Source organism: Acinetobacter sp. D009 (genome assembly GCF_038562025.1).
In the GTDB taxonomy this organism is placed as follows: domain Bacteria; phylum Pseudomonadota; class Gammaproteobacteria; order Pseudomonadales; family Moraxellaceae; genus Acinetobacter; species Acinetobacter pittii.
In genome coordinates, this window is record NZ_CP151886.1 from 456,631 (window position 1) to 477,413 (window position 20,783).

The 20,783-nt window shown below is 38.2% G+C and carries 19 protein-coding genes and 4 tRNA genes; 10 read left to right on the plus strand and 13 right to left on the minus strand.

The features are described 5' to 3' along the window. Positions 1-108: 108 nt before the first annotated feature. The 4 genes from AAC388_RS02250 to rnr form a co-directional block, all read right to left on the minus strand. Positions 109-540 carry a hypothetical protein gene (locus tag AAC388_RS02250; RefSeq protein ID WP_005067294.1) on the minus strand — a complete coding sequence of 144 codons (432 nt, stop codon included), beginning with the start codon at positions 538-540 and terminating at the stop codon, positions 109-111. Between the two features lie 11 nt (positions 541-551). After that, a complete protein-coding gene (locus tag AAC388_RS02255; RefSeq protein WP_002117042.1) occupies positions 552-761 on the minus strand; it encodes a YheV family putative zinc ribbon protein in 210 nt (69 codons plus the stop codon). A gap of 40 nt (positions 762-801) precedes the next feature. Then, positions 802-2,856, minus strand: a complete 2,055-nt coding sequence (locus AAC388_RS02260; protein WP_342371135.1) for a M3 family metallopeptidase — start codon at positions 2,854-2,856, stop codon at positions 802-804. A 135-nt stretch (positions 2,857-2,991) separates the two neighbouring features. After that, positions 2,992-5,409, minus strand: a complete 2,418-nt coding sequence (rnr, locus tag AAC388_RS02265) for a ribonuclease R (RefSeq protein WP_005078314.1) — start codon at positions 5,407-5,409, stop codon at positions 2,992-2,994. Positions 5,410-5,670: 261 nt separating this feature from the next. Between rnr and AAC388_RS02270 the strand changes: the two genes are divergently transcribed. From AAC388_RS02270 to AAC388_RS02285, 4 genes are all read left to right on the plus strand, one after another. Continuing rightward, positions 5,671-5,761, plus strand: a tRNA-Ser gene (locus AAC388_RS02270). Between the two features lie 10 nt (positions 5,762-5,771). Continuing rightward, positions 5,772-5,848, plus strand: a tRNA-Arg gene (locus AAC388_RS02275). A 39-nt stretch (positions 5,849-5,887) separates the two neighbouring features. Next, positions 5,888-5,964: transfer RNA gene (locus AAC388_RS02280), tRNA-Arg, on the plus strand. Between the two features lie 105 nt (positions 5,965-6,069). Further along, entirely contained in the window at positions 6,070-6,663 is a 594-nt protein-coding gene (locus AAC388_RS02285) for an HAD-IB family hydrolase (RefSeq protein ID WP_342371136.1), read from the plus strand. Positions 6,664-6,727: 64 nt separating this feature from the next. On the opposite strand, the gene AAC388_RS02290 is transcribed toward AAC388_RS02285, so the two are convergent. Further along, positions 6,728-8,845, minus strand: a complete 2,118-nt coding sequence (locus tag AAC388_RS02290; protein WP_342371137.1) for a hypothetical protein — start codon at positions 8,843-8,845, stop codon at positions 6,728-6,730. Between the two features lie 372 nt (positions 8,846-9,217). Here AAC388_RS02290 and AAC388_RS02295 point away from each other — a divergent pair, with 372 nt between their 5' ends. Further along, complete coding sequence (locus AAC388_RS02295) at positions 9,218-9,337, plus strand: hypothetical protein (protein ID WP_228130857.1); 120 nt, start codon at positions 9,218-9,220, stop codon at positions 9,335-9,337. An 88-nt stretch (positions 9,338-9,425) separates the two neighbouring features. Next, a tRNA-Arg gene (locus AAC388_RS02300) sits at positions 9,426-9,502 on the plus strand. A 115-nt stretch (positions 9,503-9,617) separates the two neighbouring features. Here the strand turns inward: AAC388_RS02300 and AAC388_RS02305 are convergent. Then, positions 9,618-10,310, minus strand: coding sequence for a nitroreductase family protein (locus AAC388_RS02305; protein ID WP_342371138.1), 693 nt, complete (start codon positions 10,308-10,310; stop codon positions 9,618-9,620). Between the two features lie 223 nt (positions 10,311-10,533). On the opposite strand from AAC388_RS02305, the gene AAC388_RS02310 reads away from it, so the two are divergent. Together AAC388_RS02310 and AAC388_RS02315 are read left to right on the plus strand one after the other, a co-directional pair. Then, positions 10,534-11,031 carry a YcxB family protein gene (locus AAC388_RS02310; RefSeq protein WP_017400426.1) on the plus strand — a complete coding sequence of 166 codons (498 nt, stop codon included), beginning with the start codon at positions 10,534-10,536 and terminating at the stop codon, positions 11,029-11,031. Between the two features lie 39 nt (positions 11,032-11,070). Next, positions 11,071-11,712 (plus strand): fumarylacetoacetate hydrolase family protein, encoded by a 642-nt coding sequence (locus tag AAC388_RS02315; RefSeq protein WP_342371139.1) that lies wholly within the window; start codon positions 11,071-11,073, stop codon positions 11,710-11,712. A 103-nt stretch (positions 11,713-11,815) separates the two neighbouring features. Here AAC388_RS02315 and AAC388_RS02320 read toward each other — a convergent pair whose 3' ends face one another. Next, positions 11,816-13,063 (minus strand): YihY family inner membrane protein, encoded by a 1,248-nt coding sequence (locus tag AAC388_RS02320; protein ID WP_002119535.1) that lies wholly within the window; start codon positions 13,061-13,063, stop codon positions 11,816-11,818. A 361-nt stretch (positions 13,064-13,424) separates the two neighbouring features. Between AAC388_RS02320 and wrbA the strand changes: the two genes are divergently transcribed. Further along, the gene (wrbA, locus tag AAC388_RS02325) at positions 13,425-14,027 is read left to right on the plus strand and encodes an NAD(P)H:quinone oxidoreductase (RefSeq protein ID WP_342371140.1); all 603 of its coding nucleotides are present in this window, start codon (positions 13,425-13,427) and stop codon (positions 14,025-14,027) included. Between the two features lie 51 nt (positions 14,028-14,078). On the opposite strand, the gene AAC388_RS02330 is transcribed toward wrbA, so the two are convergent. From AAC388_RS02330 to AAC388_RS02340, 3 genes are all read right to left on the minus strand, one after another. Then, positions 14,079-14,654 carry a xanthine phosphoribosyltransferase gene (locus AAC388_RS02330; RefSeq protein WP_002119547.1) on the minus strand — a complete coding sequence of 192 codons (576 nt, stop codon included), beginning with the start codon at positions 14,652-14,654 and terminating at the stop codon, positions 14,079-14,081. Positions 14,655-14,725: 71 nt separating this feature from the next. Then, positions 14,726-15,439, minus strand: a complete 714-nt coding sequence (locus AAC388_RS02335) for a DUF3108 domain-containing protein (protein ID WP_002119525.1) — start codon at positions 15,437-15,439, stop codon at positions 14,726-14,728. 158 nt (positions 15,440-15,597) lie between these two features. Then, complete coding sequence (locus AAC388_RS02340; RefSeq protein WP_002119526.1) at positions 15,598-16,269, minus strand: hypothetical protein; 672 nt, start codon at positions 16,267-16,269, stop codon at positions 15,598-15,600. A 232-nt stretch (positions 16,270-16,501) separates the two neighbouring features. Between AAC388_RS02340 and AAC388_RS02345 the strand changes: the two genes are divergently transcribed. Then, positions 16,502-17,386 carry an energy transducer TonB gene (locus tag AAC388_RS02345; RefSeq protein ID WP_199113581.1) on the plus strand — a complete coding sequence of 295 codons (885 nt, stop codon included), beginning with the start codon at positions 16,502-16,504 and terminating at the stop codon, positions 17,384-17,386. 52 nt (positions 17,387-17,438) lie between these two features. On the opposite strand, the gene ybeY is transcribed toward AAC388_RS02345, so the two are convergent. From ybeY to miaB, 3 genes are read right to left on the minus strand one after another with little or no spacing between them, the layout of a single operon-like run. Then, the gene (ybeY, locus tag AAC388_RS02350) at positions 17,439-17,915 is read right to left on the minus strand and encodes an rRNA maturation RNase YbeY (RefSeq protein ID WP_002119528.1); all 477 of its coding nucleotides are present in this window, start codon (positions 17,913-17,915) and stop codon (positions 17,439-17,441) included. Between the two features lie 9 nt (positions 17,916-17,924). Continuing rightward, the gene (locus AAC388_RS02355; protein WP_002119513.1) at positions 17,925-19,013 is read right to left on the minus strand and encodes a PhoH family protein; all 1,089 of its coding nucleotides are present in this window, start codon (positions 19,011-19,013) and stop codon (positions 17,925-17,927) included. 37 nt (positions 19,014-19,050) lie between these two features. Continuing rightward, positions 19,051-20,502, minus strand: coding sequence for a tRNA (N6-isopentenyl adenosine(37)-C2)-methylthiotransferase MiaB (gene miaB, locus AAC388_RS02360; RefSeq protein WP_199113583.1), 1,452 nt, complete (start codon positions 20,500-20,502; stop codon positions 19,051-19,053). Positions 20,503-20,783: the final 281 nt, after the last annotated feature.

Sequence of the window (20,783 nt, forward strand, 5' to 3'; positions counted from 1 at the left end):
AATCAGTGGACTAAGTAAATTTAAAAAAAGATGATTAGAATTATTTAAATCCGGCTAAAAAAGCTAAAGATGTACAGCTTTAGCTTTTTTTAAGAGTTCATTGAAAAACTATTGCTGTTTAAGCTGAGCTTCAAGCAATTTAACTTGTTCTTCTTTGAGTTTAGTTAGTTGATCCGCATCTGCATGCTGAGCTTTTAAGGTGGCTTCCTGATCTTTTAGCTGGCGATGAATATCTTCAAGTTTAGATACTTCTTCTTTTGCTAAAGACTCTTGTGCTGGGACAGGCTCTTTAAGCACATTTTCACTGACAAGTTGCTGAGAGCTTGCATTTTCAGCTAAGGGTTCAGAACTTGGTAATGGCTCAGCTGGTTTCGGTTTAGCAGGAGCAGGAGTCGAGACAGGTTGTGGATCAACCAGTGGTGCTGACGACTCGGTTTTTTTAAAAAACCATTGCGCTGCAAAAAAAAGCACTACGAGAATGCTTAAGCCCCCAATTAAAATCCATAATAATTTTGAGTTTTGTTTTCTTTGTAGTGGCATGTTTAAGACCTTTAGTCGGGACGACGTGGCTTGAACTGTATTACCCCAATTTCATCCGGTTCAGCAGGTGTTTCAGGCTCATCAACATGAGTCGGACGATTTTCGCTATAACCGCATTCGATACATTCAATCCATTCGTCTTCTGCGGTGGTTAGCATGATAATCCGATCCATGGCTTCACATTTTGGACATTTTGCCCCAGCAATGAAACGTTTTTTCATCTTTATTACCCTAACCACACGATCAATTTAGGCCCATAGTTTAAGCGGTTTTGTTGTCATTCGTCCAACCTTGATGACGTAACAATGCGTCAATTTTAGGCTCGCGTCCACGGAAATTCACAAATGCCTCAAGCGCAGTGTCTTTTCCACCCACAGCTAGAATTGCCTGACGGAATTCTTTACCCGTTTGAGTGTTAAAAATGCCTTCATTTTCAAAACGATCAAATGCATCGCTCGCTAAGACTTCTGCCCATTTGTAAGAGTAATAACCTGCGGCATAACCGCCAGCAAAAATATGACTAAAACTATTTTGGAAACGGTTGTAGTCGACAGTAGGAACGACCGCATATTGCTTACGAATATCGTCTAAGGTTTGCTGAATTTGCTCACTGTTAAGGGCTGGCGTTTTGGTGTGAATGGTCAAGTCAAATAATGCAAATTCAAGCTGACGTAAAGTTTGCATACCAGATTGGAAGAATCGAGCATTTAATAAAGCATCTAGTAATTCTTGTGGCAAAGTCTGTTTACTATCGATGTGTTCACTTAATACATCTAGGCTTTCTTTATCCCATGACCAGAATTCCATAAACTGGCTTGGTAATTCTACTGCATCCCAAGCAACACCATGAGTTCCTGCAACCGAGATATTATCTACTTCGGTCAACATATGATGTAAACCATGTCCGAACTCATGGAACAAAGTAATCACTTCGTCATGAGTCAATAAAGCAGGTTGGTCACCTACTGGAGGAGTAAAGTTACACACCATATAGCAAATTGGTTTTTGTAAGCCATGAAGTGTTTGCATGCGCGAGCGGAAGCCGTTCATCCATGCGCCACCACGTTTGCCTGTACGTGCATAGATGTCAAAGAAGAAGCCACCAATCACTTGACCTTGGTCTTCTAATTCAAAATAACGTGCATCTGGATGCCAGACAGGTGCTTGTCTTTCAATAATGTTAATGCCGTATAGACGCTGCACAATCTGGAATAATCCCTGAACAACTTTAGGTGCAGGGAAATAAGGTTTTAAAGCTTCTTGAGATAGGTTGAATTGTTGCTGTTTCAGCTTTTCAGAATAGTAAGTTGTATCCCAAGGTTTAAGCTCATCAACACCATCTTGTTTAGCAATATCTTGAAGTTCGGCAACTTCTTGAAGCGCAGGAGCACGCGCATGCTCTGCTAGGTCAACCAAAAACTCATGTACTGTTTTTACGTCTGGTGCCATTTTACTTGCCAGAGAATATTCAGCATAGTTATTGAAACCAAGTAGTTTCGCCATTTCCTGACGAAGACTCAAAATTTCTTCCATAATTTTGCTGTTATCAAACTCAGTTTGTTCAGACTGATCAGATGCACGAGTCACATAAGCTCTATAAAGCTCTTCACGTAATACACGGTCATCTGCATAAGTCATGATTGCAAAATATGCTGGGAAATCTAGGGTTGCTACAGCTTGGTCAAGTTCACGTTGTTTGCCGTACTGTTTTAATAACTCAATATTACTTTCTGGAAGACCTTTTAGCTGATCTTCGATAAGTGGTTTAAAGTAAGCTTGTGTTGCATCAAGTACATGGTTTGAAAAATCAGAAGAAAGCTGTGAAAGACGCGCAGAAATCTCTGCATAACGTTTTTTCTCTTCACCCTCTAAGGCTACACCTGAAAGTTTAAAGTCACGTAAAGCTAGACGGATAGCACTTTGCTGTGCAGGGCTAAGAGAGGTATAACCTTGACCATCATGGATGTGTTGATAGGTTTGATAAAGCGCCGTGTGTTGACCAAGCTGAGTGTAATATTCACTTAATGCTGGTAATAAAGATTGATAGACTTCTCTCGTTTCTGCATTGCTCATTACCGCGTTTAAATGCGATAAAACGCCCCATGATTCACTTAGATTATTTTCAAGTGTATCGACTTGCTCAAGTACGGCAAGTTGCTGAGTTACATCTGTAGGTGCAGCCGTAAGAGTATTTAAAAATTCCTGACCTGCTTGGATCGCTTGCTGGATGTCTTGTTTTAAATTTTCTAATTCAATTTGGTCAAAACGCGGAGTTGGTAAAGTCGCTTGCTGTAAAGTCATTGCTAATAGCCACATTATTTTTTAAACATGGTATTAGATGTAGGTCCTCTCAGGCTGGAAATCAAGCTTAATGTGTAAAATAACCCTTTTTAAAAAGAAATAAGCCTCCTATTGGAGACTTATTTCTGAAGTGTGATAATTATTTACTCACTATTCAGCCTTTGATTTTGCATTCGACTTTTTCTTTTTAGGCTTTGATTTTTTCTTCACCTTTTCTGATTTAGTCTCGGCTTTTGCTGAGGTTTTCTTACCAGATTTTTTGGTGTAAGAACTTGGCTTACTTTTTTCTTTCTTTTTGTGAACAGGTCGCTCACCATCACTACTGACAGTTGGTTTACTGAAAACTTCTTCAGTCGCCTGCGTAGTAGTTTTAGTCGTACGCGGCGCACGGCTACGAACTACTCGGCCTGCATGGGTAACTTGCTTAATGAGCTGAAAGTCAATTTTACGTTCTTCCAGATTGACACCAGCAACCTGAATTTTAACTTCATCGCCTAAACCAAAGACTTGACCACGATTTTGACCTACTAGATTTTGACTCGCTTGGTCATAAATAAAGAAGTCATCGCCGAGTTGGCTAATATGAATCATACCATCGACATATAAATCTTTCAGTGTCACGAATAAACCAAATTCGGTCACCGCACTTACAATACCAATGAATTCATCACCTAGATGCTGCTGCATGTAGTGACATTTCAACCAAGTTGTTACGCTACGAGAAGCTTCATCAGCACGGCGCTCGGTTTGAGAGAAATGTTCACCTGCATCATCTAGTGCAGCACCAGAGAGTGGATAAGGCTTTTGTTTCAAGTGAGCTTTAATGGCACGGTGTAATAATAGGTCTGGGTAACGACGAATTGGCGAAGTGAAATGCGTATAAGCTTCATAAGCCAAACCATAGTGCCCTGCATTTTTTGCGCCATAATAAGCTTGCATCATTGAGCGTAATAAGACGGCATGAATACTAGGAGCATCAATACGATCTTTAGTTGCTTCAATTACTCTTTGATAGTCTGCTTGAGTTGGTTGGTCAGGGAAGGGTAGACCCAGTAATTTAACAAAGTCTTTTACTTTCTGAATACGTGAAAACTCTGGAGCTTCATGCACGCGATACAACATTGGAACATCATGTTCTAATGCATATTCAGCCGCAGCAACGTTAGCAAGTAACATGCACTCTTCAATAAGTTTATGTGCTTCATTACGTGTACGTGGCAAAATTTCTTTAATCCCGCCTAGCTCATCAAAAGTCATGTAAGTTTCAATGGTTTCAAATTCCATTGCATGACGATCAGCACGTAAATTTTTCAAAATCTGATAAAGCTGGAAAAGCGTATTTAACGATTTATGAACATCACGATCTTTTGGAATCGCATCTGTTGCGCCGTCAAAATATTGTGCTACCTGTGTATAGGTCAAACGTGCTTTTGAATGCATCACTGATGGATAAAAATCGTAACCAGTTACACGGCCTGTACGAGAGAGTTTCAAGTCACAGACCATACATAAACGGTCTACATGAGGGTTTAGAGAGCATAAGCCATTTGACAATGCCTCTGGTAGCATCGGTAATACGAAATGTGGGAAGTATACCGAAGTACCACGTTCCTCAGCTTCTTCATTGAGGGCTGAGTCTAAGCGTACATAATGGCTAACATCAGCAATTGCGACAACTACACGATAACCGCCACCTGGACGTTTTTCTGCATAAACCGCATCATCAAAATCTCGAGCATCTTCACCATCGATCGTAACTAATGCTAAATCTCGTAAATCAATGCGGCCTTCACGGTCTTGAGCAGATGGTTCTTTAAAGCTTTCAGCTTCTTTTATAACTTCATCTGGAAATTCGTAAGGTAAGCCAAACTCAAGAATAGTCTGCGGAATAATAATTTCTGTATCAGCTTTGTCGGCCATAGATTGAATAATATGCGCCGTCGCAAATTCTTCACGAGTCGGATAGCTGTCTATTGCGACACGTAGCATATCGCCAACATTTGCTTCAGCATGTGTTACCAGTTCTTTTTCTAAAGGAATAGGCTGGTGCTGATTTGGATTGTTGGGCTGAATAAAATATTCGCCATCGTGAACCGACAATTTACCAATTAATTGTTTAACACGATGTTGTAAAACTTCTGTGATAAATCCCCAAGGTTTGCCTTTACGATCAACTGAAGTCTGTCGCACTCTAACTCGGTCACCATTAAAGACTAAACGTAATTCACGTTCAGGAAGTAAAAGGTCACTTTGACCATCAATATGCGCTGTGCCTAAACCTTTACTATTGATATAAACAGTTGCTTCATAGGTCGGTTGATCTGCCACCAACTGAAATTTAAACCCGTCTTTCATGATTTGACCGTCACGAACCATAGCACTTAAGCGATGACTGAGTGCTTCAATACTTTTTTGGTCATGAATATTAAAATGATCGACAAGTTCTGCATGAGATTGCGGTGTCTGCAATTGTTCCAATGTATCTAAAATAAGAGTACGGCTTGGAATAGGATTGTCATAACGTTCAGCTTCAGCTTTCGCTTCGGGGTCAGCCCAGTTTTTTGTCATGTCGTTTGGTTTCACGCTTGGCAGATAAGTTTAGCATAAGTCATGCAGACCCGAACTGCACGTTTAGGTTTGCAATAATGTGTTATGCACTACAGTATTTTGATGAAGAAATAATATCTATCTTAACAAGCGTTTGATCGAAAAAGACGAAAATAATGAGAAAATTGCTTAAAAAATAATTCATTGAACTAAAAAACAAGAAAATTTCACTATGATGACTTGAACAATAGGGTTTTAGTTTGTATTATGGCGGCTCGTTCCGGTGAGGTGGATGAGTGGCTGAAATCACTTCCCTGCTAAGGAAGCATACCTATTACTGGTATCGAGGGTTCGAATCCCTCTCTCACCGCCATTTACTTAATGCGCTCATAGCTCAGCTGGATAGAGCACTTGGCTACGAACTAAGGGGTCGGGAGTTCGAATCTCTCTGAGCGCACCAAGTAAAATAGAACGAATCGCTGAAAGGCACACAAGTTACGCGCTCATAGCTCAGCTGGATAGAGCACTTGGCTACGAACTAAGGGGTCGGGAGTTCGAATCTCTCTGAGCGCACCAACTTGAAGAATTAACCGCTTTTATAGCGGTTTTTTTGTGCCTATTTTTTAGTACTTTAAAAAATCTAAATTTATAACTTTTTAATTATATTAGAGATAATCATAAATGAACTTAGCTTTATTTGACTTTGACGGCACGATCACTCACAGCGATACATTCAGCCTATTCCTTAAATTTTCTTTAAATAAAAAAACTCAAATACTAGGTGGTATTCGACTTGCACCTTATATAGCGGGTTATAAGCTTGGATGGGTAACCGATAAAACCATTCGAACTAAACTCTGTCAGGTGGGATACGTGGGCTATGATGCGGCTTCCCTAAAATATATGGGGCAAGAGTTTGCTAAAAATATCCTTCCTACCTGTGTGCGTCAAAATGCTTTGGAGCGTATTCTTTGGCATAAACAACAAGGTGATCAGGTTGTGGTTGTATCTGCATCATTAGGTGTTTATTTAGAAAGCTGGTGCCAATCTTTAGATTTAGAGGTTATATGTAATCAACTTGAAATACGTGATGGTATTTTAACAGGTGATTTTATTAATGGTGATTGCGGTTATTTAGAAAAAGTAAATAGAATAAAAAACAATTATGATTTAACTCAGTATTCTACAATTTATGCTTATGGTGATACACCTAATGATTATGCAATGTTAGAGCTGGCTCACAAGAAATATTATAGATGGGAAGAAGTAAATTAATATTTAAAAATATATTAATAAATAAAGCCACTTGTAATAAGTGGCTTTATTTTAACGACTTATATTAAACAGTATTGAAAGAGTTTTCTAAGAAGTTATCGGTAAGTAATGATGTAGGTACGATAGTATGCGTTGTATTAGTTACGCTTGATACTGTCGACGTTACACCACCGAGTAAGCTACCACCAGTTAATCCGCCTAGTAAATTAGAAATAACATCTAATCCACCTTCACCAGTCACACCGCCCGTTAAGCTACCCACGATATCTGTTACGATGCCGATAGGGTTGTCTGTACCGCCAGTAACGCCACCAGTTAAGCCGCCTAGAAGGTCGGTCACTAAGCCAAGAGGGTTATCACCATCTACGCTACCAGTTAAACCGCCAAGTAAATCAGTGACTAAGCCTAGTGAGCTATCCCCACCAGTTACCCCACCAATAGTTCCTGTCAATCCGCCAATGATTTCTGTTACTAAACCAGTAGCAGTTGTGCCATTTGTAATTAGCGTATCGAGAACACCAGTAGCAGATTCAGTAGCACCTTGAATGTCTCCACCCACTAGATCAGAAATGACTTCAAGCGTACCATTTACTGTGTCACGAGAAGTTTCGAAAGTTAGAGTACCAAGATCAGCAAGTTCAGAAACAGGATGTTCTGCTTGTGGAAGAATACTGATAATTGTATCTGCAACTGTATCAATGCCAGTGTTGATAATTTCAGTTTTTAGGCTTTCTACCCCCTGAAGGATATCAATACCGCCTTGAACAACGTCAATCACTGGAGAGATTGGAGAAGTTCCACCACCGATACCACCAGTTACACCACCGATAATGTCAGTAATTACTTCAAGCGGGTTGCCGTCAACACCACCTGTTACACCGCCAATAATGTCAGTAATTACTTCAAGTGGATTACCATCAACACCACCAGTTACGCCACCGATAATGTCAGTAATTACTTCAAGCGGGTTACCGTCAACACCACCAGTTACACCGCCGATAATGTCAGTCACGATTTCAAGAGGATTACCACTAACACCGCCAGTTACACCACCAATAATGTCGGTTACCACGCCAAGTGGGCTATCACCACTTGTTGCGCCGCCGATAATGTTATTAATAATTCCAGTAGCAGTTGTGCCATTTGTAATTAGCGTATCGAGAATACCGGTAGCAGATTCAGTAGCACCTTGGATATCACCACCAACTAAATCAGAAACAACTTCAAGTGCACCGTTTACTGTGTCACGAGAAGTTTCGAAAGTTAAAGTGCCAAGATCTGCTAGGTCTGAAACAGGATATTCAGTTTGTGGAAGAATACCAATAATAGTATCAGCAACAGTGTCGATACCAGTATTGATGATCTCAGTTTTTAGGCTCTCTACACCTTGTAGAATATCAATACCGCCTTGAACGACATCAATCACTGGAGCGATTGGAGATGTGCCATCACCGATACCGCCAGTTACGCCGCCGATAATATCGGTAATTACTTCAAGCGGGTTGCCATCAACGCCACCAGTTACACCACCAACGACGTCTGTAATGCTTCCGACAACGTCAGTAACAATACCTGTAGCAGTTGTACCATTAGTGATTAATGTTTCAACGACACCAGTAGCAGACTCAGTTGCGCCTTGAATGTCTCCTCCCACTAGATCAGAAATGACTTCAAGCGTGCCATTTACTGTGTCACGAGAAGTTTCGAAAGTTAGAGTGCCAAGATCAGCAATTTCAGAAACAGGGTGTTCAGTTTGAGGAAGAACACCAATGATAGTATCAGCAACAGTGTCGATACCTGTGTTGATGATTTCAGTTTTTAGGCTTTCAACACCCTGAAGAATGTCGATACCACCTTGAACAACGTCAATAACTGGAGCAATTGGAGAGGTTCCAAGATCAATACCGCCAGTTACTCCGCCAATAATATTAGTTACTGTGTCTACAGGACTTGTAGAACCGATACTGCCAGTAACAGTACCAACGGCATCAGAAACAAGGCCTGTTGTGGTTGTTGTAAGGGTATTTGTTACTGTAGATAGAGTATCTGAAAGTAAACCAGAAGTTGATATCTGGCCTTCAATTGAAGAGCTACCAGTTACAGTAGTGTTCACCGATACAATATTACCCAAATCTTGAGTAATTTTTGATATCGAAGATACGAGGTTTGTTAGTAAGAACATGTTGGTCTATTTCCTATATAATTTTGTATTTTTAAGTAAGTATTATTTATTGCGCTTTATAATTAATGAGATGTGTATCTCAATAATTGCGATTTAGTATTGGTTAGATCTCAAAAGCTGTCAATGTGTATTTTTAGTCACATTTTTTGTTATTAAATAATATTTAAAGAAATAATAATTTATTTAATTTAGACATAAAAATAATAATAATTTTTATATTATATAATTTTAACTAATTATTTTTTTAATCATATTTTCACTTATTTGAAGCATTATCATAGTTAAATTTCAAACAGTCTTATAATAGTTAGGTTCAACCAGAAATATATTATTTATATAATGTTGACTAAAACAGTAGGCTTTATCTTCTAGATAGATGGCAAAAAGCTTCAAAAACTCTATAAAACTTATTTGAAAAAAAATATTTCAGATACATCTTTGGTGAGCAAAGTTTCAATAATTTTAGCTACAAAGCTGTGTAAACTAGAGTGATGGCTAAGAACTAGACGTTTGATGACAGAAAGATGAAAAAAGGCTTCCTAAGCCTTAAAAAATGCGTATAATGCGCAACATCAAGTACGCGCTCATAGCTCAGCTGGATAGAGCACTTGGCTACGAACTAAGGGGTCGGGAGTTCGAATCTCTCTGAGCGCACCACTTGAAGAATTAACCGCTATATATAGCGGTTTTTTTGTACCTATTTTTTATTAGTTCGATTTAAAAGCTAGTGCTCATGGCAACCAGCTCTTAAATGATTTGTAGTTGAAAAAAATTAGCCAAATGTTTTAAAGCGGCTTTCGTCTTCAATAAAAGCTTTTTCACCTGCTTCGCCTTCAATTGAACCAAATACTAATTGGGCTCTTAGTTTCCATTGAGCAGGAATTTCAAAAGCAGCATTAATTTTCTCATCGATAATTGGATTGTAATGTTGTAAAGAAGCTCCAATACCTTGTTCAGCCAATACATTCCACACTGCAAATTGTGCAATTGCTGTTGAGTGTTCAGACCAGACTGGGAAATTATCAGCATATAATTCAAATTGCTCTTGTAGACCTTTAATCACATCTTGGTCTTCAAAAAATAAAACTGTACCAGCACCCGCTGCAAAACTTTGAATTTTTTGTTCAGTTCCCGCTAGTGCTTCGGCAGGAACAATAGTTTTTAATACATCTAAAACAATATTCCAGAAATTTTGATGAGACTCATTAAATAAAATTACAACGCGAGATGACTGAGAGTTAAATGCTGAAGGGCTATGTTTGACCGCTTCTTGAATTAACCCTTCAATCTCCGAAGGAGTATGTTGTAAGTTTTTCCCGATCGAATAAATAGAACGACGTTTTTTAATTAATTCTAAAAAGCTTGGCTGATTGAAAAGAGGGGACTCTTGAGTGGCTTGAGTAACCACATCTTTTGAGACTGTTGCTTTTTGATTTAAGCCAAATAATTTTGCAAAGAAAGACATGAGACATTCCACTAAGAAGGTAATGCTCTTATTGTAGAAATTTTAAAAACTGAAATAAGCTCAAAAAATATGAATCTACGTTCTATATATGCAACGTAGTTGATTTTCGAATCTCATCATAAGCTCTACTTTTAAACAAAATAAAAAATAGCCTTTGATTCATTTTAAAGCTGAAATGAATATGCTCTAATAGTTTCGATTTATTGAGTATTGATGCAGTGCAATGACTGAGCAAAAAACAGCTTTATCTTTACGTTACTATTTGAATTTAGAAGAGTCACAAGATGGGTTTTCATTAGTGACATTTGGGAAAAAGCAATTTACCCGTTTTCTTACACCTGCAATTAGTATTGCAATTATTATTTGGGGATTTTATTTAGGTCTCTCTGGGGTTGGACGATATTATGTCGGGTTAGGCGTATTTTTTCTGGTGATGCAAGGCCTGATGCGTTACTGGCTTTTACCTATGTTATTTAAGCGTCAATTTGTTCGTTACCAGTTTGGAAAGAGTGAGCAGGGAATCGACTTATATCAAGATTACTTTGAGCTTTATGCCAATGGTCGTAAGCAAGTGATGCAATATGCAGATGTACAAACTTTTGCTAAAGGTAAATTGACCTACATGCTTGAGCTAAAGAATAAAACTGTAATTATTGTACCAAAGCGTGCATTTGCACAGGTTTCAGATCAAACCATATTTGAAAATACATTTAAGAAATAAATTATTGGAATTATTAGCCGCAACAACAAAGGAAGCCTCATGAATACACGTCCTTCAAAAATCGTTTGCGTGGGCAGAAGTTACGCCGATCATGTCAAAGAATTAAATAATGCTATGCCTGACAGCCCTATATTATTTATTAAACCACCGAGTAGCTTGATTGGTTTAAATGACGGTATTTCTTGGAATCCAGCATGGGGCAGTTGCCATTTTGAGTGTGAGTTAGTGTTACGTATTGATCAACCTTTGAAAGGTGAAATTGACCCTGAAAAAGCTTTAAAAGCGATTGGGGCAGTAACTTTAGGTCTTGATTTAACAATGCGTGACTTACAGAATGATCTGAAAAGTAAAGGCCACCCATGGGAGCGAGCTAAAGCTTTTGATGGTGCTTGTGTTTTGGCAGACTGGGTTGATACAAAAGAAATTACCAATTGGCAAGAGACCAAATTCACTTTCCATATTAATGATGAATTGCGTCAAGATGGTAATACTGCACTGTTAATGTTTACTATTGGCGAACTTTTAACTGATATTAATCAGGTTTTTACACTAGAACCAGGTGATGTGATTATGACAGGTTCACCTGCTGGGGTTGGACCATTACATGCAGGTGATCAGTTGAAAATGACATTAAAAGGTGCAACGCAAGATTTTGCATGGGAAACTTTTGTAAAAGCATAACCCATTCCTAAAATTGCCAATTTTTAACCCTATTATTTTTTTAATAATAGGGTTTTTTATTGGGTAGGAAAGAGTGCCTATACTGTTAAATAGTTTTACTTTCTTATTTCTCTTCAAAAATTGTTGAGAGCGGAATAGAAAGTTTTGCTGCTAAATAATCATTAGATTCGACCAAGGCTGGTCCTATTTTTTCCATCCATTCATCGTCATCGTGTACATTTAGAACATCTTCACGTAATGGTAAAGGGTATGGGAGAGCAGTGAAAAAACTCCAGAAGTCAACTTGGGATAAATTGCGCGCGAGAACATATTCATCTTTATCGGTACGTTTAACCAAATTTTGCTCTTCAAGTAAAAGTACATAAGCTGGCCAGCGGCCAATTTCACCGCGACCTAAAATTTCTAAAGCTTCTTTGTCACTTACACTTTCACCGAGTTTCTGTTTTTTATAAAACAGCTCGAGAATATCTAATAGCATTAAAACAGGATGACGTTTCTGCTCTTTACCCGAGTGAAAAGCAGTTAGAGCAAAACTTACTTCTACACCAAGTAAAATAATGTTCCATGAAAGAAAGATCCATAGAAGGAAAATTGGCACTGCTGCAAATGCACCATAAATAATTTCATAACTAGTGAAATTTGACATCACAAAGCTAAAGAAATTTTTGAGTATTTCGAACAGTACAGCACTTAAACACGCCGCTATTCCTGCCGCATAAACTGGGACTGTACGATTGGGAATGGTCCAATATAAAATGAAGAAACCCAAAATTGTGAGTACAAAAGAAATTAGCCAGAGTAGAAATGCGCCATCAAGTTGATAACCTGTGAAGTTATTACTTAATAAGTTCATCGATGCAACTGTTGATGAAATAACAAATGCACTTCCTAAAATAATCGGACCTAAAGAGATGATCGTCCAATAACGCATAAAACCCATAATGCCACTGCGTGTTTCTTTTACACGCCAAATACGGTTAAAGACGGTTTCAATTGAGGTCAGCATTAAGACAGTAGTAACGAATAAAAACAGCACACCAATAACGGTTAAGTTGCTAGATTTTTCTGTAAAAGCATTTAGCGCTTTATCAAATGCGATCGTGCTTTTTGGTAAAAAGTTACTATAGATTAAATGTTGCAGTTGTTGTCTTGCTGGTTCTAATGCTTTGATTGAAGAAATAATTACTAAAAAAACCGTTAACATCGGCACAACTGCGAATAGCGTTGTATAGGTGAGAGAGCCAGCTTGTTCACGGCACCGATCAGCTTCAAAACGCTTAAATACATATAAAACGAACTGAAACCAAGTTTTATTATAAAAAGGAAGCTTACTTAAAAAACGTTGTAACATGCGTCGTCTATCCCGATTTTTTTAATCATCATGTTGGGCGATTGATAGCTTATCAAAGTATGAGCTTAAGTACTCAAATCGTAGATTAAAGCAAAATAATAACTTATAGAATTAAAGTCGTTCTGTAAGTTTACTATGTGCTATAGAAAGAATTGTAGCCATAAACTTTTTTCAACAAAGTAGGCTTTCTGTTGTCTAAGCAAGGGTTTACCAAAGGTAGATAAACTTTTTACTCGATGAGTCCGAGAAATTTGCTCGTGTTATCTTTTGTGCTGCACCATCAATCACCTCTAGAATTTCATAAAATTGGTTGCGCCAAAAAATTAAAAAATCCCGTATAGTGTTCTTTTTAACAAAATTTATGAAACCGATGCAACCTTACATTCTTGTACTCTATTACAGTAAATATGGTTCTACTAAAGAAATGGCTCATTTAATTGCCAACGGTGTTGAGTCTGCGGGTATGTCAGTGAAAATTCGGACAGTGTCAAATATTGCTCCCGTTGTCACAATAGCCGAACCAAGCATTCCGGAAGAAGGGGATATCTACTGTACGTTAGATGATCTAGCGAATTGTGCAGGTTTAGCGTTAGGTTCCCCAACTCGCTTTGGCAACATGGCAAGTGAAATGAAATATTTTTGGGATCAAACAACGAGTCTTTGGCTCAATGGAGCATTACATAATAAACCTGCTTGCGTTTTTACTTCTTCTGGTTCAATGCATGGTGGGCAAGAAAGCACTTTACTCACTATGTTACCGCCGTTATTCCATCATGGGATGATGATTTTGGGATTACCTAATGCAATTCCAGCGTTGTCTAATACTAAAACAGGTGGAACACCTTATGGTGCAAGCCATGTAAGTGGACCGCGTCATGACCAGAACTTAAGTCAGGATGAAAAGATTTTGTGTGAAGCGCAAGGCAAACGTTTAGGAGAGATTGCTAAAAAGCTTTTAGATTAATTTTGAGCAAATAAAAAAGAGCGGATATCCGCTCTTTTTTAGATGTACATTTTATTCTTTTACAAAAGTTACTTTGCCATCTGTAAGAGAGTGAACACGTGCTAATGATTCAACGCGGTAGCCTTTTTCAAGCAATAAATCACGACCTGGCTGGAATGATTTCTCAATCACAATACCCACACCTACAACTTCTGCATTTGCTTGATGAATTAAATCAATAAGCCCTAATGCTGCTTGACCATTTGCCAAGAAGTCATCAATAACTAATGCTTTATCAGTTGAATGAAGATGTTTATTTGAAATCGCAATCGTGCTTTCAGTTTGTTTAGTAAAACTAAATACTTTAGAGCGATATAAGTCATCTTTTAAGGTCAATGACTGATATTTGCGAGCAAAAATTACAGGTACACCAAGTTCCAAACCTGCCATGATTGCAGGTGCAATACCTGATGCTTCAATGGTAATAATCTTGGTAATCCCTGCATCTTTAAAGCGAGCGGCAAATTCTTTACCAATCTGCTGCATTAATACAGGATCAATTTGGTGGTTTAAGAAAGCGTCGACTTTCAAGACTTGATCAGATAGAACGATACCTTCTGTTAAGATTTTCTGTTCTAGTGCGTGCACGGGAGAATCCTCTAGACGGATGCTTTTAAAGCAAATGCGTATTTTAAAAAGCATCCAAAAAAATGCAAGCTTTAATTCGTCTTACCTGTATAACTTGTTAATAACAATCCATAAGAAGTTTTACCATCAATATGACTTACTTTAACTGGTAAATAATCTAATTTCGGCGCTAACCAAAAGATTGTACTGCGTTCAGGTTTGTTGTGTTGTAAAACCACTTTAATGGTATCGAATGTTCCATAAGAGGTTTTAATTTTCTCATTACCTTGTTTTACAAATCGACGATTTTCAACTTCTTTTGCATCCGCAAGTGGATAAGAGGACTTCAGTGAACCATTTTTTAAGTCTTCACGCAGTTGTAACTCTGCGTTTAACTCATCAAGAACGCCTGCCTGCCAAGCAAATGAACGAGCTTTATCATCTTTCTTGGTAGAGATAGTTTTGCTATTTGGATTAAAGTTAATACTCATGGTGTTGTTATGAATCAAAATTTTGCTGGTACGGCTAAAACTTTGAGACCCAATTTTACCATTGGTGAAACTAAATTTACTTGTTTCACTGGCGGACGCAATTCCACCTGCTTTTGCAGTGAATTTATAAGTCCAGTTATTACCTTGCTGGCTTAAAGCACGTGTAGCCGACCCCATGCCTTTATTATTATAAGTAAACTGATAATTTGCCTGAAATGGGCTCATGGCAAGTGCATGGCTTGAGAAGCCTGCAAAAAGCAAAGTTGTTGAAATACCTGTTGCGATGCCAAACGATTTCAGAAATTTTGTTGCCATAAGTAAATATCCTTGTACAGACTAAAAAGTCAGTGCTGATGCATCTATAACTTAAACATATTATGCCTGTTGATCATGGAGAAAAAATCAGGATTTATGCTAAATGTGTAATCTATTTGTGTTTTTTGGCAGTTAATTCATCTTCATTTATAAACCGTTTATTCATCTTTTTGCTGAATTGGCGTTATTTCAGAATCTGCGAATTCCTCTTCAAAATCGTCGTCCTGATCACGAGAAAGTAAGGCTGCTAAATTCACATTTCCAAATACAACTAACTCAGCTTCACGAACTCGTGCGTAATTTATATGTACTTTGCCTAATGTTTCGATGATGCTGGCTTTTTTGCCAAACCAACGGTTGAGATCAAGAAATATAAGTTCATCGCGTTCTTCTGCTACATTAAAACGTTCAAGAATCATCCCCAAAGGGTCTTTTTTCAAAATTTTATGGTAATAAAAAACTGCGGCTTTTACGGCGATTTTTTGCCAAAAGTTTTTATATTTCGCTTCAATAATTTGTGTATTACTAATTTGTTCAAAAACTAAAAGTTGTTGTTCTTTATTAAATTCCATCTGGATCAGTTTTAAATCAACCGATAGTGTGGTTTCTAAACCTTTCACATGCATGGTTGCATATAATCTTAACCAGTCATGATAAAGATCTGCATGTAGGTCATCTAAAAACTCAACATTATTGGTCACGTAACGTTGCAAAGTAGCATTCAGAAAGGTTTGCGATAATGTAAAATCTCTTTCTTCCTCAATGAATGCTTCTGCTTTTTTATAGACTTTTTGAAGGCGTCTGACTAATGAGGAAAATAGCGTTTGCATAAAAGAACTTCCAGAAGATAATTTACTAAAGAGCCCACACAATCTTTATTATGATAAAAAACGGGTTTTGATATTGCAGTGTAGCAAATTTACTTGATACATTTTGACAAAATGAAAATGGATAAAACCCTATATTTGAAGTGAATCACACTTTTATCCATATTTGAATATCAGTTTGTATTTTATTCGGTATTAAACCGTGGGGAAAAGGCATTTATATGCTTTTAAGATTATGTTGAACAAAAGAAGTTTATCCATAGAGCCTTTTCATTATTGGTGGCAAGACCGAGTCTTTATTGCTGCAACAATATTGGCAATCTTACTGCATATTTTTGTATTGCTCATTCACTTTGCCATGCCTAGCCCCTCAGAGCAATCTACTAAAGAAATTGCGATTTCAATTCGGCCAAGCAATGAGCCAGTTGTTCAGGCAGATTTTTTAGCGCAAGCAGATCAGCAAGGCTCGGGCGCATTTCGTGAAGCTCATCGGACTTCTAGTGATACTCCAAATCCGATGCTCAATGATGCTTCAACTGGAGATACTGAGTTAGAAAGTTTGCAAAAGATTCAGCAGCAAAGAGAACTTAAATTTGAAGAAAAAGTTTTAATGACGGTTTTGAGTTGGCAGAAACAAGCGGATGCAAGCCAAAGAAAAAAAGAACTAGAACAATTACAAAGTCAATTTCAAGCAAAAGCTGCGATGGTTGCAAGCCTTGAAGCACAATATTTGCAACGCCAACAAGATTTCAGCCGTCAGCAAAAAATTAAAACAGTAGATGGTATTCAAGCAAAGAAAGATGCTTCGGCTGCTTATTTGGATAAGTTCCGTGAAAAAGTAGAGCTTTATGGCAACCGCTATTACCCTGAAGAAGCCAAACAGCAACAGCTAAGAGGTGAAGTGCGTTTAATGGTAATTTTGAATGCTCAAGGGGGAATTCGTGCAATTCGCTTGCTTGAAAGCTCAGGTCATCCAGTTCTAGATGAAGCAGCGAAGTCTTCAGTACGCCGCGGCGCACCATTTGGGCATTTTGATGCCAATATGAAAGATATTTCGGAGTTGCGTATTGTACGTACTTGGCGTTTTGACCCAGCTGAAGCTGAATTTGAGGTTCACTAATTAAAAAAATGTGGATAACTTTTAGGATATCCACATTTTACTAATGATCAGATTATTCCTGATAAGGGTTAGCAATATTGAGTTTTGCTAAAATTTCAATTTCTAAGCCTTCCATCTCTTCTGCATCTTCATCACTGGTTTCATGGTCATAACCAAGTAAATGTAAAACACCATGTACTAACAGATGTGCAAAATGATTTTGTGCAGTTTTCTTTTGTTCCAAAGCCTCTTGTAATACCACTGGAATGCAAATAACTAAATCACCTAATGGTAAGGCATCTAGCATTGGTAGAACTTCTTCTGGAATATCACTTGGGAAAGATAAAACATTAGTTGGTTTATCTTTTTCTCGGTATTGCAAATTGAGTTGCTGGCTTTCATCCAGATCAACGCAAGCAACTCCAATTTCACAATCTTCTTTATAACCAACGTGGCGTAAAGTGGTCTCAATAATTTTTTTGAGTTGAGCTCGTTTGAGCTCTAACTCAGGTGATTGAAAGTCTTGTTGTAAACTTAAACTGATTTTCAAAATGAATCCTTAAGCATCCTGATGTTGCAAGTCTGCTGCTGTATCGTTTTCAGCAACTAATGCTTCTTGACGTGCTTTACGTTCAGCACGTGCTTCAGCATTAAGACGCTGTTGTTCACCATCCCAACCTTCATACGCTTCAACAATTTTTTGAACAAGTTGATGACGTACAACGTCACGGGAATGGAAACGGGTAATATGAATTTCTTTAATGTTCTCGAGTACACGTAGTGCATGTGCCAAACCAGATTGTTGGCCTCGAGGTAAATCTACTTGGGTAATATCACCTGTAATCACTGCACGAGAACCAAAACCTAAACGGGTCAAGAACATTTTCATTTGTTCAGGCGTTGTGTTTTGAGCTTCATCCAAAATTACAAATGAATGGTTAAGTGTGCGACCACGCATATATGCAAGAGGTGCAACTTCAATCACTTGACGCTCGATTAACTTGGCAACTTTTTCAAAGCCAAGCATTTCGTAAAGAGCATCGTAAAGAGGGCGTAGGTATGGGTCGATTTTCTGAGTTAAATCACCCGGTAAGAAACCTAGCTTTTCTCCAGCTTCTACAGCAGGACGTACAAGTAAAATCCGTTGGATTTCATTTCGTTCGAGCATATCTACTGCGGCGGCAACTGCCAAATAGGTTTTACCTGTACCCGCAGGGCCAACACCAAAAGAAATATCGCTTTGCAAAATACGCTGTACGTAGCGTTTTTGATTGGCGCCACGTGGGTTAATACGACCTTTTCGAGTTTGGAAATAGACATCCATTGGTGCATCATGCTCATCCATTTCTTCTCCAACTAACTCGAAATTACGTTCGGTTTGAGAAGATTGAATTAACAGATGCAACAGATCAGCACTGATTTGCTGGGATACCTCAGACTCTTCGTAGAGTCGTTGCAATAATGCTTCGGCTCTCCCAACAGCATCTATCTCACCATCGATATGAAAAACATCTCCACGATGAGTAATTTTGACATCTAAACGTTGTTCAATTTGCTTAAGGTGCCCATTATAGGCACCCAAGATGCTCTTTAAACGTTCCATTGAAATTTCAGGAAATGTTACGGTACGTCGAATCGCTGCAGTCAAGAGAAAACCTTTCAGTAGACTTTAGAATACCTCTACATTACGCCACGTCAGGCTCAAGATTCAAGAGCTCACCGTAAACTAAATTTAAAGTTTTAATTTCAGTAATCTCGATCTCTGCAAAACGACCTACCCAAGAAGCATCACCTACAAAAGTGACTAGACGTGTATTATCGGCTGTACCTAGTAAAATATTAGGGTCTTGGTCCGAAACTTTTTCAATAAGAACACGTTCAATTTTGCCAAGCATTGCATCAGTTTTTTCAATGCTAGACTGTTTAATCACTTTCTGAACTTGAGCTAAACGCTCTTTCTTAACGTGCTCAGGCGTAGTATCAGTTAAGTCTGATGCAGGTGTACCCGGACGTTTTGAATAGACAAAACTATATGAGTGATCAAAGTCTAAGTCTTTGATAAATTGAAGTGTTTCGGCAAAGTTTTCATCAGTTTCACCAGGGAAACCAATAATAAAGTCACTCGATAAGTGCATATCAGGGCGTATTTTTCTTAATTTGGCAATCTTGTCGATATAAACATCAATCGTATGATTTCGTTTCATTGCCTGTAAAACATCATTAGATCCACTTTGAACAGGCAAGTGTAAATGTGACACCATTTGAGGCAAATCTTCATAACACTGAATTAGCTCGTCAGAGAACTCAAGCGGATGCGATGTTGTATAACGTAAACGGCCGATACCCGGAATTTCTGCAACGAGTCGTAACAATTCAGGGAAGGTACAGATGCCACCTTCAAAGGTTTCTCCGCGATATCCATTTACATTCTGGCCCAGAAGTGAAATTTCACGGACACCTTTTTCCGCAAGACCTGCAATTTCTGCAAGTACATCATCTAATGGACGAGAAACTTCTTCACCTCGTGTGTAAGGAACTACACAGAAAGAACAGTATTTAGAGCAGCCTTCCATAATAGAAACGAATGCTTTAAAGCCTTCTACACGTGGTTCGGGCAAGAAGTCGAATTTTTCAATATCTGGGAAAGAAATATCAACCAGTTTGATTTTATCTTTTTTAGGTTTTTCTACTTGAGCATTATGTTGATCAAGCATCTGCGGTAAACGGTGTAATGTTTGTGGGCCAAAAATCATGTCTACATAAGGCGCACGTTTTTGAATGTTGTCACCTTCTTGAGACGCAACACACCCACCCACACCAATCACAAGATCAGGGTTTTTGTCTTTTAGTTTGCGCCAGCGACCTAATTCACTAAATACTTTTTCTTGCGCTTTTTCGCGAATAGAACACGTATTCATGAGCAGAATGTCTGCTTCATTAGGGTTGGTCGTCAAAACGTAACCGTGAGAATCCCCTAAAAGGTCTGCCATACGGTGACTGTCATACTCATTCATTTGACACCCTTGAGTTTCAATATAAAGTTTTTTTATTGAAACATCAGTGGTGTGCGTTGGCTGGGTAACAGTGTTTTCTGAGGCAGCTTTGGCACCATTGGGAATGAAGGTTTGAACCGTCATGCAGGCTCCTAACAGATCGATCTAAAAAAGAATAAATTGGCCCAAAATGGGTCAAACCATCTATTATAGCAGTATTTGAGCTGAACCGATAACAGTAAACTTTCAGAACATGACACAGTTTTTGTGAAGTAAATTAGGTGAATTTTAATGATGTTGAATCATAGAGTTACATAACACAACAAAAGAAAGCACGAAGAATAATTAAACTATGCGTTGAAGGTGAATAGTCAGGGTTTAGCATATATATGAGACCAAGTAGAAAGAGCTCATCAATCCATAGT

Excerpts from the sequence above, each read along its gene's own strand:
- AAC388_RS02250 (WP_005067294.1), bottom strand. The coding sequence starts at position 540 with ATGCCACTACAAAGAAAACAAAACTCAAAATTATTATGGATTTTAATT.
- AAC388_RS02255 (WP_002117042.1), bottom strand. The coding sequence starts at position 761 with ATGAAAAAACGTTTCATTGCTGGGGCAAAATGTCCAAAATGTGAAGCC.
- AAC388_RS02260 (WP_342371135.1), bottom strand. The coding sequence starts at position 2,856 with ATGTGGCTATTAGCAATGACTTTACAGCAAGCGACTTTACCAACTCCG.
- rnr (WP_005078314.1), bottom strand. The coding sequence starts at position 5,409 with ATGACAAAAAACTGGGCTGACCCCGAAGCGAAAGCTGAAGCTGAACGT.
- AAC388_RS02285 (WP_342371136.1), top strand. The coding sequence starts at position 6,070 with ATGAACTTAGCTTTATTTGACTTTGACGGCACGATCACTCACAGCGAT.
- AAC388_RS02290 (WP_342371137.1), bottom strand. The coding sequence starts at position 8,845 with ATGTTCTTACTAACAAACCTCGTATCTTCGATATCAAAAATTACTCAA.
- AAC388_RS02305 (WP_342371138.1), bottom strand. The coding sequence starts at position 10,310 with ATGTCTTTCTTTGCAAAATTATTTGGCTTAAATCAAAAAGCAACAGTC.
- AAC388_RS02310 (WP_017400426.1), top strand. The coding sequence starts at position 10,534 with ATGACTGAGCAAAAAACAGCTTTATCTTTACGTTACTATTTGAATTTA.
- AAC388_RS02315 (WP_342371139.1), top strand. The coding sequence starts at position 11,071 with ATGAATACACGTCCTTCAAAAATCGTTTGCGTGGGCAGAAGTTACGCC.
- AAC388_RS02320 (WP_002119535.1), bottom strand. The coding sequence starts at position 13,063 with ATGTTACAACGTTTTTTAAGTAAGCTTCCTTTTTATAATAAAACTTGG.
- wrbA (WP_342371140.1), top strand. The coding sequence starts at position 13,425 with ATGAAACCGATGCAACCTTACATTCTTGTACTCTATTACAGTAAATAT.
- AAC388_RS02335 (WP_002119525.1), bottom strand. The coding sequence starts at position 15,439 with ATGGCAACAAAATTTCTGAAATCGTTTGGCATCGCAACAGGTATTTCA.
- AAC388_RS02340 (WP_002119526.1), bottom strand. The coding sequence starts at position 16,269 with ATGCAAACGCTATTTTCCTCATTAGTCAGACGCCTTCAAAAAGTCTAT.
- AAC388_RS02345 (WP_199113581.1), top strand. The coding sequence starts at position 16,502 with ATGTTGAACAAAAGAAGTTTATCCATAGAGCCTTTTCATTATTGGTGG.
- miaB (WP_199113583.1), bottom strand. The coding sequence starts at position 20,502 with ATGACGGTTCAAACCTTCATTCCCAATGGTGCCAAAGCTGCCTCAGAA.